Origin of the sequence: Novosphingobium sp. (assembly GCF_025351285.1) — a bacterium.
Taxonomy (GTDB): domain Bacteria; phylum Pseudomonadota; class Alphaproteobacteria; order Sphingomonadales; family Sphingomonadaceae; genus Novosphingobium.
This window is the reverse complement of record NZ_JANXWG010000034.1, coordinates 1-13766: the sequence shown is the minus strand read 5'-3', so window position 1 is coordinate 13766 and position 13766 is coordinate 1. Positions and strand designations below refer to the sequence as shown.

14 protein-coding genes are annotated in these 13766 nt (G+C 64.4%); 12 read left to right on the top strand and 2 right to left on the bottom strand.

Going from position 1 to position 13766, the window contains the following annotated elements; all coding sequences use genetic code 11:
- Positions 1 to 203: 203 nt before the first annotated feature.
- The 7 genes from Q0R16_RS03990 (at position 204) to Q0R16_RS03960 (ending at position 6908) form a co-directional block, all read left to right on the top strand.
- On the top strand, positions 204 to 1109 hold the full coding sequence (locus Q0R16_RS03990) for a cobalamin-dependent protein (protein WP_295632246.1): 906 nt from the start codon (positions 204 to 206) through the stop codon (positions 1107 to 1109).
- A gap of 118 nt (positions 1110 to 1227) precedes the next feature.
- A complete protein-coding gene (gene ppsR, locus Q0R16_RS03985; protein WP_295632243.1) occupies positions 1228 to 2580 on the top strand; it encodes a transcriptional regulator PpsR in 1353 nt (450 codons plus the stop codon).
- Positions 2581 to 2660: 80 nt separating this feature from the next.
- Entirely contained in the window at positions 2661 to 3569 is a 909-nt protein-coding gene (gene chlG / locus Q0R16_RS03980; RefSeq protein WP_295632240.1) for a chlorophyll synthase ChlG, read from the top strand.
- A complete protein-coding gene (locus Q0R16_RS03975) occupies positions 3566 to 4915 on the top strand; it encodes a BCD family MFS transporter (RefSeq protein WP_295632237.1) in 1350 nt (449 codons plus the stop codon). Before chlG ends, Q0R16_RS03975 begins: the two co-directional genes overlap by 4 nt.
- Positions 4912 to 6126: a geranylgeranyl diphosphate reductase gene (locus Q0R16_RS03970; RefSeq protein WP_295632234.1), complete on the top strand. Its 1215-nt coding sequence runs from the start codon at positions 4912 to 4914 to the stop codon at positions 6124 to 6126. Before Q0R16_RS03975 ends, Q0R16_RS03970 begins: the two co-directional genes overlap by 4 nt.
- A gap of 6 nt (positions 6127 to 6132) precedes the next feature.
- On the top strand, positions 6133 to 6615 hold the full coding sequence (locus Q0R16_RS03965; RefSeq protein ID WP_295632231.1) for a TspO/MBR family protein: 483 nt from the start codon (positions 6133 to 6135) through the stop codon (positions 6613 to 6615).
- Between the two features lie 35 nt (positions 6616 to 6650).
- Entirely contained in the window at positions 6651 to 6908 is a 258-nt protein-coding gene (locus Q0R16_RS03960) for a hypothetical protein (RefSeq protein ID WP_295632228.1), read from the top strand.
- Positions 6909 to 6941: 33 nt separating this feature from the next.
- On the opposite strand, the gene Q0R16_RS03955 is transcribed toward Q0R16_RS03960, so the two are convergent.
- On the bottom strand, positions 6942 to 7505 hold the full coding sequence (locus Q0R16_RS03955) for a cytochrome c family protein (protein ID WP_295632227.1): 564 nt from the start codon (positions 7503 to 7505) through the stop codon (positions 6942 to 6944).
- Positions 7506 to 8043: 538 nt separating this feature from the next.
- Between Q0R16_RS03955 and Q0R16_RS03950 the strand changes: the two genes are divergently transcribed.
- Positions 8044 to 9096 (top strand): BLUF domain-containing protein, encoded by a 1053-nt coding sequence (locus tag Q0R16_RS03950; protein WP_295632224.1) that lies wholly within the window; start codon positions 8044 to 8046, stop codon positions 9094 to 9096.
- Between the two features lie 7 nt (positions 9097 to 9103).
- On the opposite strand, the gene Q0R16_RS03945 is transcribed toward Q0R16_RS03950, so the two are convergent.
- Positions 9104 to 10024: a LysR family transcriptional regulator gene (locus Q0R16_RS03945; RefSeq protein WP_295632221.1), complete on the bottom strand. Its 921-nt coding sequence runs from the start codon at positions 10022 to 10024 to the stop codon at positions 9104 to 9106.
- 118 nt (positions 10025 to 10142) lie between these two features.
- Here Q0R16_RS03945 and Q0R16_RS03940 point away from each other — a divergent pair, with 118 nt between their 5' ends.
- The 4 genes from Q0R16_RS03940 to Q0R16_RS03925 form a co-directional block, all read left to right on the top strand.
- Positions 10143 to 11192 (top strand): class 1 fructose-bisphosphatase, encoded by a 1050-nt coding sequence (locus Q0R16_RS03940; protein WP_295632218.1) that lies wholly within the window; start codon positions 10143 to 10145, stop codon positions 11190 to 11192.
- A gap of 5 nt (positions 11193 to 11197) precedes the next feature.
- Positions 11198 to 12070, top strand: a complete 873-nt coding sequence (locus tag Q0R16_RS03935) for a phosphoribulokinase (protein WP_295632215.1) — start codon at positions 11198 to 11200, stop codon at positions 12068 to 12070.
- A 20-nt stretch (positions 12071 to 12090) separates the two neighbouring features.
- The gene (fba, locus tag Q0R16_RS03930; RefSeq protein ID WP_295632212.1) at positions 12091 to 13170 is read left to right on the top strand and encodes a class II fructose-bisphosphate aldolase; all 1080 of its coding nucleotides are present in this window, start codon (positions 12091 to 12093) and stop codon (positions 13168 to 13170) included.
- Positions 13171 to 13181: 11 nt separating this feature from the next.
- A partial coding sequence (locus Q0R16_RS03925) for a RuBisCO large subunit C-terminal-like domain-containing protein (protein ID WP_295632209.1) occupies positions 13182 to 13766 on the top strand: 585 nt, incomplete at its 3' end.

Genomic DNA, 13766 nt, shown 5'->3' with positions numbered 1-13766 from the left:
CCCAAGATTAGCCAGGCTGGAAGAAGTGTCAATCGGATTTGACGTCCAATTTTTATTACACATGGGGCAATATGGGCCTGTTGGCTGTTGCCAGTTCGCGGCAACGGGCATACGCTGCGAGTCGCGGCGCGTGAAACAACGCCCCGTGAACAGACCACAGACGTGAACAGACTATTGGGTCGATCAGGCGGGGAGGGCCGGGCGTGGCATCGAGGAGCCAATTTGAGGGGCACGTGCCTGCGGGCGAAGGCTATATCGCTGATCGTGGCTACGGCGCCGGCCAGTCCGGTCTGGCGGCATTCCGACTGCACGTCGATGAAAACTACGCCCGATCGCTGACCACCTTGATTGAAAGCGAGATCATCCCGCGGCTGATGGTGGCGCATGCAGCCGAATCGCCAGCGCCCGCCACGATCGGACAAAACAGCGCAATCGGCGCGGTCGAAGTCGACATTTTTGCGCCGCTGGTCCTGCAAGTCGAAGCCGACGCGTTGCTCGCGCACGTCGAAGCGATCCTGGCCCGCGGCGTTTCGGTGGAAACGGTGCTGGTCGATCTCCTGGCCCCCACCGCGCGGCTGCTGGGCACGTTCTGGGAAGACGATTACTGCGATTTCGTTGACGTGACGATGGGACTGTGGCGCCTGCAGGAAGTCGTCCACGAGATTTCGGGACGCCTGCCAAGCGAACAACCGCTGGTCCCCGGTGGCCGCAGTGCATTGTTTTCACCCATGCCCGGTGATCAGCACAGCTTTGGCACGGTGATGATCGACGACATTTTCCGGCGCGAAGGCTGGCTGACCGATCGGCTGAGCGAACCCGAGCTCGCCGATCTGTTGCAGCGCGCCAAAGATGACTGGTTCGATATAATCGGATTGACCGTCACCTGCGACTGCCATATTGGCCCGTTGCCTGCGGTTATTGCTGCACTGCGGAAATCTTCGAGAAACCCGCGGGTCTGCATCATGGTTGGCGGCAGAATTTTAAGCGCAGATCCCGATCTCGCGGTGCGTGTCGGCGCCGACGGCACCGCCCGCGACGCCAAAGGTGCTCCGGGGATTGCCGACGAACTCGTCCGCAATCGCGAATGGGGTGCGGCGGCGTTCGGTTAATCTTGATATCTGATTTTGGCTTGGAGTGCGTCGTTCGTCGATGAACCAGCATGTGGCCCCGTCGCCGAACACGGCTTTTACAGCTCCTGGCACTGTGCCGGGCCAGCTACCTGCAAGCGTGGCTGCATCATTGCTGGCCGCGGTGGGCGATGTCACTTTCATCCTCACCGGCGATGGCACCATCATCGATGTCGCGGTGTCTCAGGGCGATCTTGCCAACCATGGCTTTGCCGATTGGATTGGCGAATCCTGGGTCGGCACGATGACCCCGGAAAGCCGGCCCAAAGCGATCGAGATGCTGCAAGGCGCGGCGGCCGCAACACCGCCGCGTTGGCGCCAGGTCAATCACCCGGCCGCGGGCGGCGACGTGCCCGTGCGCTACATGGTCATGGCACTGGGTGACAGCGAACGGCTGATTGCCATCGGCCGCGACATGCGTGTCGCCGCCGCGATGCAACAGCGTCTGTTGCAAACCCAGCAATCGCTGGAGCGCGACTATATCCGGCTGCGCCAGGCCGAAACGCGATACCGGCTGCTGTTCGACATGGCGTCCGAACCGGTGCTGATCGTCGACAGCCAAAGCCGCCGCATCCGCGAAGCCAATCCGGCCGCGCACCGCGTGCTCGATGCGCGCGAAGGCACGTTGGTCGGCAATCTTGCCAGCATGGTCGTCGTGCCCGAACAGCGTGACGATTTTGTCGCGTACCTGGGCGCCGCCGAAGCCGCCGACGATCTCGACCCCGCGATCCTGCGGTTGAACGAACACGGTGGCGATGCAAAATTTTCGGCGCGGCTGTTCCGCCAATCGCGCACCCCGATGCTGATCGTCCGCATCGAACCGGTCATCGCCGGCGCGGCCGAGCGGCGGATCGATGCGACGCTCTCCGACGTTGTCGAAAGGATGCCCGATGCGTTCGTGCTGGCCGATCGCGAGCTCAAGGTACTGACCGCGAACGCCGCTTTCGTCGAACTGGCGGAAATGCCGTCGGCCGATAGGATCGTTGGCGCCGGCCTTGGCACCTGGCTCGGTCGTCCCGGGATCGACCTCGATTTGATCGTGGGGCAATTGCGCGACCATGGTTCGGTGCGAAACTTGTCCACGATCTTCCGGGGCGCCGCCGGCGCGCAGGAAGAGATCGAGATTTCGGGCGTGATCGCCGCCATAAACGGCAACGATTGCTACGGCTTCACCATCCGCAATGTTGGCCGGCGCTTGCGCGATGTGCCGGTGGCCACGCGCGACATGCCACGCTCGGTCGATCAGTTGACCGAGCTGGTGGGGCGGATTTCACTCAAGGAAATCGTGCGCGAAAGCACCGACATGATCGAACGGCTCTGCATCGAAGCAGCACTGGCCTATACCTCCGACAACCGCGCATCGGCCGCCGAGATCCTGGGCCTCAGCCGCCAGAGCCTGTATTCGAAGTTGCACCGGCATGGCCTCGGCAACCTGGTTTCGGACACCAATTGACGCGCTGACTATCTGCCCGGCGATGCCGAAAGTGTAAATTCGGTTTGACGCATTCGGGTGTCAGCATTAGCCTTTACCGCATGGATATCTCCAGCGCTTCCCGTCCCCAAACACCATTGCCGGCCCCGCGCGACGTGCTGGAATTGCTCAAACCCGTCACCTGGTTCCCGCCGATGTGGGCGTTCATGTGCGGGGTCGTGTCATCGGGCATTATGGTGGCCGATCGGTGGCCGTTCCTGATCGCGGGTGTGTTGCTGTCCGGGCCGCTGGTGTGCGGGACCAGCCAGGCGGTGAATGACTGGTTCGATCGCCATGTCGACGCGATCAACGAACCTGCGCGGCCGATTCCCTCGGGCCGGATCGGTGGACGGTGGGGGCTCTGGATCGCGATCATCGGCACGGGCTTGTCACTGATCGTGGCGTGGACCGTTGGGCCGTGGGTGCTGGGCGCGTCATGCCTCGGGCTGGTCTGCGCCTGGGGCTACAGCGCGCCACCGTTCCGGTTCAAGGTCAGCGGCATATGGGGTCCGGCGGTGGTCGCGCTCACGTATGAAGGGTTGACCTGGTTCACCGGGGCGAGCGTGATGGCGGGCGCACTGCCGGCCGTGCACGTCCTGATCGTGCTCGCACTGTACAGCTTCGGCGCGCACGGGATCATGACGCTCAACGATTTCAAGGCGGTGGAAGGCGATCGCGCCACTGGGCTTCGCTCGCTGCCCGTGGTGATGGGGGTGGACGCGGCGGCGCGCCTCGCCTGCGTGGTGATGGCGGCGCCGCAATTCGTGGTCATCGGCCTGCTGGCTTCGTGGGGGCACCGGGTCGCGCCGGCGATCGTGGCGGCGCTGCTGGTCGGGCAACTGGTGCTGATGCGCCGGCTGCTGAGCGATCCGCGCAAGCACACGCCCTGGTACAACGCCACGGGAACAACGCTTTATGTGTTCGGGATGCTGGCATCGGCGCTTGGCCTTGGCGGAGCATTGGGCCTGTGAACCCGGCAGCGCCAGTCAGTTCCGGGCTCGGCTGGTTCGGGATCGTCCGTCTGGGCCTCGTGCAGAGCGCGATCGGGGCGATCGTCATGCTCGCCACATCGCTGCTAAACCGCGTAATGGTGGTCGAATACGCGCTGCCCGCGGCCATGCCCGCGGGGCTAGTGGCCTGGCATTATGCGGTACAGCTTTCGCGCCCGGTGTGGGGCCACGGTTCGGATCGCGGCCGGCGGAGGACGCCGTGGATCGTGCTGGGCATGGCCACGCTGGCGCTGGGCGCGTTGCTTTCAGTTGCCGCATTGGGCCTTCTTGCCGCGCGCTCGGGCTGGGGATTCGCGCTGGCGGTGCTGGCGTTTTCGATGATCGGCGCCGGGGTTGGCGCGGCGGGCACCTCGTTGCTGGCACTCTTGGCGACGCGGGTGGTGCCCGAACGGCGCGCGGCGGCGGCATCGATCACATGGATCATGATGATCACCGGCATCGTGATCACCGCCGGCGTGGCCGGGTCGCTGATCGATCCGTTCTCGTTGCCGCGCCTGGCACGAGTGGCGGGCGGCGTTGCAATAGGTGCGTTCGTGGTGGCTTTGCTGGGGGTGTGGGGTGTCGAAGGCCGCTCGCCGATCGCAGCGGCCGGCCCCGAGGGCGCCCTTGCCCTTGGCCCGGGCCCGTCGTTCGGCGTGGCGCTGCGCGAGATGATGGCCGATGACGAAGCGCGCCGCTTCACCATTTTCGTGTTTACCTCGATGCTGGCGTATTCGATGCAGGACCTGATCCTCGAACCGTTCGCCGGCCTGCTGTTCGCGTTCACGCCGGGTCAGTCGACCCAGCTTTCGGGCGTGCAGCATGCGGGCGTCTTGGCGGGCATGATCCTGGTCGGCGTGGGCGGCAGCGCCTTCGGCAAACGCACGCCCGAAGGCATGCGAAAGTGGATCATCGGCGGCTGCATCGGGTCTGCAATGGCGCTGGCCGGGCTTGCAATGGCCGCGCGTGTCGGTGCAGGCTGGCCGCTGGCCGCCAACATCGCCACGCTGGGCTTTGCCAATGGCGTGTTCGCAGTCGCGGCGATCGGGGCAATGATGGGGCTCGCGGGTGCCAACGGAGACGCCTCTGGTAGCGGCGGGCGCGAAGGCATCCGCATGGGCGTGTGGGGTGCGGCGCAAGCAATCGCGTTCGGGCTTGGCGGGTTGATCGGCGCGGTAGGAGTCGACGTCGGTCGGGCATTGACAGGCTCGGCACCCAAGACGTTCACGATCGTGTTCGGGATCGAGGCGTTGCTATTCCTCGTCGCCGCCTCGCTCGTGCTGCGCAGCGGTGCGCGAAGTGCCCCGCCTGTGCCGTCGCTCGCATGATCGACAGCTACGCCAGCTTCGACAGCTACGATTGCGTCGTTGTCGGCGGTGGCCCCGCTGGCGCCACGGCGGCAACCGAACTCGCCAAAGCCGGCCACCGCGTGCTGCTGCTCGACCGCGCCGGCCGCACCAAGCCCTGCGGGGGGGCCATCCCTCCCCGGCTGATCCGCGATTTCGCGATTCCCGATCATCTGATCGTCGGCCGGGCGTTGGCGGCGCGGATGATCGCGCCGTCGGACAACGTCGTCGACATGCCGGTCAATCGCGGTGGCAATCACGAAGGCTTCGTCGGTATGGTCGACCGTGACAGCTTCGACGAGTGGCTGCGCGAACGGGCAGCAACCGCGGGCGCCGAACGCCGCACCGGACGGTTCGACCGGATCGAGCGCGACCACGCAGGCGGCGCGGTGGTGGTCTATACTGCGCTAGACGATGGCGCAGAACACCGCGTTTCCGCGCGTTGCGTGATCGGCGCCGATGGCGCGCGCTCGCGCGTGGCCCGCGCGACGCTGGCCGATGCCGAACGCATGCCTTGCGTATTCGCATACCACGAGGTCATCCGCTCCCCCGCGCTGGCCGATCCGTCATTCGATCGCGGGCGATGCGACGTGTTCTACCAGGCAGAACTCTCACCCGATTTCTATGCCTGGGTGTTCCCGCACGGCGATACCGCCAGCGTGGGCGTGGGCAGCGCGCAGAAGGGCTTCGGTTTGCGCGATGCGGTCAGCCGCCTGCGCGCGCGCGAAGGGCTGGCCGATTGCGAGACGATCCGTTCCGAAGGCGCGCCGATCCCGCTGCGCCCGTTGCGCAAGTGGGACAACGGCCGCGACGTGCTGGTCACCGGAGACGCCGCCGGCGTGGTCGCGCCGGCTTCGGGCGAAGGCATCTATTACGCCATGGTGGCCGGCCAGGAGGCGGCCGGCGCGGCGGGCAAATTCCTGGTCACGGGCAACCCCAAGGCGCTGGCGCAGGCCCGCCGCCGCTTCATGCGTGCGCATGGGCGGGTGTTCTGGATTCTTGGGATCATGCAATATTTCTGGTATCGCAACGACCGGCGTCGTGAGCGCTTCGTTACGATGTGCGAGGACCGCGATGTGCAGAACCTGATCTGGCCGGCCTACATGAACAAGCAACTCGTCTATGCCAAACCGCTCGCGTACTTGCGTATTTTCGTCAAGGATATGCGCCATCTGCTCCAGACTGCGGCCTGACCCGAGATGAGCCGTGCCTGGCTGTTTCCCATCGTCATCGCCTTTCTTGCGGCGTCGATCATCGCGGTGCTGGGCGCCACGATCACCGAGATCGGCCCGTGGTATCACGGCCTGGTCCAGCCGCGCTGGGCGCCGCCCGATGCTGCTTACGGCGTGGCGTGGACCGCAATCTATGCGCTCAGTGCGCTGGCCGGGGTGGCCGGCTGGCTTGCTGCTGCCAATTGGCGCGAGCGTGAATGGCTGCTGGGCATGTTCGCGCTCAACGGCTTCCTCAATATCCTGTGGAGCCTGCTGTTCTTCCGGCTGCACCGGCCCGATTGGGCGATGATCGAATCGATCGCGCTGTGGCTGTCGGTGGCGGCGCTGATCGTGCTGATCTGGCGCCGATCGATGGGCGGGGCCGTGCTTTTGCTGCCGTACCTGATGTGGGTGACTTTCGCGGGCTACCTCAACATGACGATCGTCCACCTGAACGGACCGTTTCCCTGACCAAATCAATTGACACTCGGGCCATCAATGACGCGATGACCTGGTTGTTCACCAGCGGCCATGCCGTGGATTTCGTGCTGCTGGTGATCGGGATCGAGTTCGCCTGGCTGGTGGGCCGGCTGCGCTGGCGGGCAAGCGATGCGCTGCTGTGCCTGGGGCCGGGGGCGCTGATGCTGCTGGCGTTGCGGGGGGCGCTGGTGGGGCTCGATTGGTGCTGGATTGCGCTGCCGCTGCTGGCGTCGTTCCCGCTCAATCTCGCCGATCTGGCGCGGCGGTCACGCCAGCAAAAGTAACGCCCGACGACCGTAGCCGCCGGGCGATTCTCATCAGCTCTGGGTCTTGAGGTAAGCGATCACGTCCGCGCGTTTTTGCGGATCGGTGAGGCCGGCATAGCTCATTTTCGTGCCCGGCACGACGCGCTGCGGACCTTCGAGGTACTGGAACAGCTTCTCGGGCGACCAGGTGATGCCGCTGTTCTTGTTGGCTGCTGAATACGTGAAACCAGCGATCGAGCCCGCCTTGCGGCCCACGACGCCATGCAGCGACGGCCCGATCTTGTTTACGCCCGCTTCGATCGCGTGGCAGGTCATGCAGATCGCGAAGTCGGTTTTGCCGGCCGCCGCGTCACCGGTATAGCTGGCGAGCTTCACGCCGCTGACCGTGTCGGTGTTGTCCGCGGCAACAGCGGCTGCGGCTGGAGCAGCGGCGGGTGCGGCAGCAGCATCTGCAGCCTGCGTGGTGGTCGCGGCCGCAGGCGTGGTATCGGCCGTATCGGCTGAGTCTTCCTTTTTGGCACAGCCGGCGATCAACAGGCCCGACATAGCGAGCGCCAATCCGCCTAACCGCATTTTCGCTCCGGCCGAACGCACTTTCGTTCCAGATTGCATCATCGTGTTCTCTCCAGTGAAGAGCCCTTGCCAGGCTCCGTTAACAACCCGCACTTCCAGACTGTCCAATATTGGTTACGTTCGACATATCCAAGAAAAATATGCGCTCCGGATTTGCGTTGCACCGGCGCGAAACCACTGACCAGTGCGCGATTGCACTTAAGGGCACGTCGGCCATCGACCGTGGTTTTCCGCCGTCATCCGATGAAACGCATGACGAGCGCACGGCTTGACGGCCCGATTCACAGCGCCCGTTCAGATTCGAGCTTGACGAGGGGATAGGCTTGGTGGATTTCTTGAGTATGGGCTGACCAATCTCACACGTGAAAATGCCCGCCGTGCGCAGCACTTTCGGTTTGAAACCGGCATGCCTGCAAACGAATATCGATGCTGCGCAAAAAAAGGGCGAGTGGAGCGGGGAAGTCCGCCGGGTCAACTGACAGGGCAATTTGCCCGGCACCGGGTAACAGCCTGGTTCCGGGGACAACGGTCCGGAATTGCAGTTGTCTTTCGGCATTCCCGCCTTGGCGAGGAGGGTGCATTGCTGACACAAACAGAACGCGGTGGAGCCGAGTCGATCGACTGGATGGCCAGCCTGACGTACCGCAGCGAAGCCGCGCCGGTGCCGTCGGCAACCGAACTCGAATCACTGATTGCCGAAGCCAGAGGACGGAATCACAACGTCGGCATCACCGGTATGTTGCTTTACGACAGCGGGCGATATTTGCAGACGCTCGAAGGACCGCCCGATGCGGTTGAACGGCTGTGGTCGGCGATCAAGCGTGACCCGCGCCACGGACAGATCGAGCTGCTCAGCCAGCATATCGTGCCATCACGACTGTTTTCGGGCTGGGACATGCAGCTTTACGATCGCCGGGGCGGGAACGATCAGCGCGCGCCGGCCGTCAAGAAAGCGTCGATTTCGCTGGTCGACCATGTGCCGGCAACCGCGCGGTTCGCGCTCGATGGCGATGACGGCAAGCTCAACGCGCTGATTGCCGATCTGATCGCGCAAGGCTGGGTTGGCGATGCACTGGTCCGCCACCTGCTCGAACCCACCGCGCGCGCATTGGGCGATGCGTGGCTGGCCGACGATTGCTGCGAGGTCGACTTGACCATTGCGCTCAGCATGTTGCAACTTGCCGGCCACGCGGTCCATTCGCGACCGGCTGACAGCATCCGCCAAAGCCGCTACAGCATCCTGCTGGTCACGGCGCCGGGTGAACCGCACATGCTGGGATCGAGCTTGCTGAGCGATGTGTTCGGCAATGCCGGATGGTCGGTCGATATCGCGTTTCCGGACACCGACGAATCGCTGGCCAGGCAGCTTCTTGCGCAGCGGCCCGACGCGGTGGATATTGCCTTGTCCGAAGCCCTGCCACGCCATCATGCGCTGGTCAGGCTGCGCGATACAATCGAGAAATGCCGCGCCGCTTCGCCCGATGAAATGCTGGTGGTGTCGGTCGGCGGCCGCTTGTTCGCCGAAGCTGCCGCGACGGCGCGTTCGGTCGGCGCCGATCACGCACGCCTCAGCGCTGCGGGGACCAGCGTGCCCTTGGCCAAACTGATCGAGCAGCGCCGAACGCGAAGCTGATCTGGCTTCAAGCCCGCGCTACGGCCGGCAGGAATTCGGCGCCGCGTCGCGATACGAAATCACCGAACGCGGCCATCGCCGGTGACGATGAGCGATCGAGCAGGTTGACGGTAAACCACTGTCGCCGCACCGGCGTGTCGGTCACGTCGAGAATGACCAGCCGGCCCAGTTCGACTTCGGTGGCGATCGTATGCGCCGAAATGAACGCCACGCCGAGCCCGGCCATCACCGCCTGCTTGATCGATTCGTTCGACCCGAATTCGGGGCCCAGCCGATCGGTCCGGCCGGGTACGTCGGCAAAGAACAGTTCGAGCGAACTGCGCGTGCCCGAGCCGTGCTCACGCACCAGGAACGTTTCCCCGGCAATCCGGCGCTTGGAAATGTGGCGGTCGGCGGTCAGCGGGTGGCCGGGTGCAGCGATGATCACCAGCGGATGTTCGCCGATCAGGAACGATTGCACCGCAACCTGCCATGGCGGGCGCCCCATCAGCGCCACATCGACATTGCGTTCGGCAAGATCGGTCACGATCGCGGCGCGGTTGCCGATCCGCAGCCGCACTTCGATGCCGGGAAATTCGGCCATGAATGCCGCAGCCAGCGCGGGAGCGAAGTACTTGGCAGTCGACACCGCGCCGAACCGCAGGATGCCGCGCCCCGACTCGCGCACCCCGATCAGTTCGTCGGCAAGCTGGTTGAGCCGCGCGTCGATGGCTTGCGCAGCCGCGATCACTGCAAGGCCGGCGGTGGTGGCGCGAAAGCCGTCGCGCGTGCGGTCGAACAGCGCGCTTTCCAGTTCGGCTTCGGCTTGCTGGATCTGCAGGGTGACCGCCGACGGGGTCAGGCCCAGTTCGCGCGCGGCCAGGTTGATCTTGCCCAGCCGATTGACCGCAAGCACGGCGCGCAACTGGCGGAGGGTTATCTGGCGCACCGCGCAGACTAAGGAAAGTTTATTCACAATGTCAAGATAATGAACTTTACCAAATTCAAGCACGATGGCTTTCTGCACTCAACCGAGCGTCAAACAGGCCGCCGGGTGGGAGAGTCGGATGATCGAGCGAAGCCTTGACGCGCATCTCGCTCGCCATGCCACATCGGGCGCAGATCACGCCGCAGCCGTCGCCGCAACGATCGCCCTGCTTGCCCAAACCGGTGTCGGCATTGCCGAAACGATCGCCGAAGGTGCAACGGGTGGCGCACTGGCCGATGCGATCGGTGCCGCAAACAGCGATGGCGATAGCCAGCGCGGGCTCGATCTGCTGGCCGACGAACGGTTTCTGACCGCGGTTACCGAATCGCCGGTCGGGCTCTATGCCTCCGAAGAACTGGCCGAGCCGGTGAAGATCGGCACCGACCGCCCGCTGGCGCTGGCAATCGATCCGCTCGATGGATCATCGAATATCGATACCAACGTGCCGATCGGCACGATCTTTTCGATCCGGCCGATCACCGTTGAAACCTCGGCCGATGCGCTCGCGCCGTTCCTGCGCTCGGGCCGTGAGCAAATCGCCGCGGGTTTTCTGATCTACGGTCCGCAGACCGCGCTGGTGCTCACGCTCGGGCACGGCACCCAGATCTTCGTTTATTCGCGCGCGGAGGGCGGCTTCAACCTTGCGATGCCGTCAGTGGCGATCTCGCGCAAGACCCGCGAATTCGCGATCAACGCGTCCAACTACCGGCATTGGGATGAAAGCGTGCGGCTCTATTTCGACGATTGCATCAAGGGTGGCCACGGGCCTCGCGAAAGCGAATTCAACATGCGCTGGATCGCCTCGCTGGTGGCCGAGGCCTACCGCATCTTCGTGCGCGGCGGGGTGTTCCTCTATCCCGGCGACAAGCGGCGCGGCTATGCGCATGGGCGGTTGCGGCTGGTTTATGAGGCGCATCCGATCGCGATGCTGGTCGAACAGGCCGGAGGTTTGGCCACAGACGGCATCGAACCGATCCTCGATGTTGCCGCAACCGCGCTGCACCAGCGCACCCCGCTGGTGTTCGGTTCGACTGCCGAAGTCTCACGTATCGGCCGCTATCATTCGCTGCCCAGCCAGATGGCTGAACGCGCGCCGTTGTTCGGCAAGCGCGGCCTGTTCCGAGCCTGACGCCGATGTCCGCACGCCACCCCATCATCTCGATCACCGGTTCCTCCGGCGCCGGCACCACATCGGTCAAGCGCATCTTCGAGCAGATCTTCCGGCGCGAGCGCGTCGAGGCCGCCTATATCGAAGGCGACGCCTTCCACCGCTACAACCGCGCCGAGATGACGGCGAAGGTTGCGGAGGAGCAGCGGCTCGGCAATCCGAACTTCACGCACTTCCATGCCGATGCGAACGAGTTGGAACGGCTCGAAGCCGTGTTCGCGCAGTTCGGCGAAACCGGCACCGGCCAGGCCCGCACGTATATTCACGATGACGCCGAAGCGACGCTGCACGGCGTGCCACCCGGAACTTTCACCGATTGGCAGGATTTCAGCCCAAGCGACGTGCTGTTCTACGAAGGCCTTCACGGCTGCGCGGTGACCGACACGATCGACATCGCCCGCCATGCCGACCTGAAGATCGGCGTCGTGCCGGTGATCAACCTGGAGTGGATCCAGAAAATCCACCGCGATCGCGCCACGCGGGGCTATTCGGCAGAAGCGGTGATGGACACGATCCTGCGGCGGATGCCCGATTACGTGCGCTTCATCACGCCGCAGTTTTCGCTGACCGATATCAATTTTCAGCGCGTGCCGATCGTCGACACGTCGAATCCGTTCGTCGCCCGGTGGATTCCGACGCCTGACGAATCGATGCTGGTGATCCGTTTTGCCAATCCGCGCGGGATCGATTTTCCGTACCTGCTGTCGATGGTGCCGCAGTCGTTCATGTCGCGGCCCAACTCGATCGTGATGCCCGGCAACAAGCTCGACATCGCGATGCAACTGATCCTCACCCCGCTGATCCTGCAACTCATCGAGCGCAAGCGGCGGATGATGTAACGGTGGAGGAGAACTGAATCATGGCTCGCATCACGCTTCGCCAGTTGCTGGATCACGCTGCCGAGCGCGATTATGGCGTGCCCGCGTTCAACATCAACAACATGGAGCAAGGCCTGGCGATCCTGCAGGCAGCGCAGGCGTGCGATGCGCCGGTGATCCTCCAGGCCAGCCGCGGCGCGCGCAGCTATGCCGGCGACATCATGCTGTCCAAGATGATGGAAGCGCTGGAGGCGATGTTCCCCGCGATCCCGCTGTGCATCCACCAGGACCACGGCAACAATGTCGCCACTTGCATGACCGCAATCCAGCACGGCTTCACCAGCGTGATGATGGACGGGTCGCTCAAGGAAGACGCGAAAACACCCGCCGATTACGCCTACAACGCCGGCATCACCGCCGAAGTGGCGCGGCTGGCGCATATGGTCGGCGCGTCGGTCGAGGGCGAGCTGGGGTGCCTTGGCAGCCTCGAAACCGGAAAGGGCGAGGCCGAGGACGGCCACGGCTTCGAAGGCGCGCTCGATCGCGCAATGCTGCTGACCGATCCCGACGAGGCCGAGCGGTTCGTCGCAGAAACCAAAGTCGATGCGCTCGCCATCGCGCTCGGCACCAGCCACGGCGCCTACAAATTCAGCCGCAAGCCCACCGGCGACATCCTGGCGATGGACGTGATCGAGCGCATCCACGCGCGGCTGCCCAACACGCATATCGTGATGCACGGATCGTCGTCGGTGCCCGAGGAATGGCAGGAGATATTCAACGCCCACGGCGGCGAAATGCGCGAGACTTACGGGGTGCCGGTCGAGGAGATCGTCAAGGGCATCCGCATGGGCGTGCGCAAGGTCAACATCGACACCGACTTGCGCCTTGCCGCCGCCGCCGAATTCCGCCGCATCGCGGTAACGAAGCCCGACGAGTTCGACCCGCGCAAGTTCCTCAAGCCATCGATGGACGCGATGGCTTCGATCTGCCGCGCCCGCTTCGAGGCCTTCGGCACCGCCGGCCAGGCTTCACAAATCAAGCCAATCCCGATGGCCGATATGGCCAAACGCTATTCATCGGGGGCGCTCGATCCGCGCTCCGCCACTCTAGCCGCCGCGTAGGAGACCAACCCATGAACATGGAACCCAGGATCGATCCCAAGGCCCGCTATGCCGCCGGCGTCATGGAATACGCCAAGATGGGCTATTGGGAGCCCGACTATGTGCCCAAGGACACCGACGTCATCGCGCTGTTCCGCATCAGCCCGCAGGACGGGGTGGACGAGATCGAGGCGGCAGCGGCGGTGGCAGGCGAAAGCTCGACTGCGACGTGGACGGTGGTGTGGACCGACCGGCTGACGGCTGCCGAAAAGTATCGCGCCAAGTGCTACCGCGTCGATCCCGTGCCGAATTCACCGGGGCAGTATTTCGCCTACATCGCCTACGATCTCGACCTGTTCGAGAGCGGATCGATCGCCAATCTTTCGGCATCGATCATCGGCAACGTGTTCGGATTCAAGCCGCTGAAGGCGTTGCGGCTCGAGGATATGCGGCTGCCGGTGGCGTATGTGAAGACATTCCAGGGGCCGGCGACCGGGATCGTGGTCGAGCGCGAACGCATGGACAAGTTCGGACGTCCGCTGCTTGGCGCCACCGTGAAGCCGAAGCTCGGCCTGTCGGGGCGCAACTACGGGCGCGTGGTCTATGAGGCGCTAAAG

Excerpts from the sequence above, each read along its gene's own strand:
- Q0R16_RS03935 (WP_295632215.1), top strand. The coding sequence starts at position 11,198 with ATGTCCGCACGCCACCCCATCATCTCGATCACCGGTTCCTCCGGCGCC.
- Q0R16_RS03955 (WP_295632227.1), bottom strand. The coding sequence starts at position 7,505 with ATGATGCAATCTGGAACGAAAGTGCGTTCGGCCGGAGCGAAAATGCGG.
- Q0R16_RS03960 (WP_295632228.1), top strand. The coding sequence starts at position 6,651 with ATGACCTGGTTGTTCACCAGCGGCCATGCCGTGGATTTCGTGCTGCTG.
- Q0R16_RS03940 (WP_295632218.1), top strand. The coding sequence starts at position 10,143 with ATGATCGAGCGAAGCCTTGACGCGCATCTCGCTCGCCATGCCACATCG.
- chlG (WP_295632240.1), top strand. The coding sequence starts at position 2,661 with ATGGATATCTCCAGCGCTTCCCGTCCCCAAACACCATTGCCGGCCCCG.
- Q0R16_RS03965 (WP_295632231.1), top strand. The coding sequence starts at position 6,133 with ATGAGCCGTGCCTGGCTGTTTCCCATCGTCATCGCCTTTCTTGCGGCG.
- Q0R16_RS03970 (WP_295632234.1), top strand. The coding sequence starts at position 4,912 with ATGATCGACAGCTACGCCAGCTTCGACAGCTACGATTGCGTCGTTGTC.
- fba (WP_295632212.1), top strand. The coding sequence starts at position 12,091 with ATGGCTCGCATCACGCTTCGCCAGTTGCTGGATCACGCTGCCGAGCGC.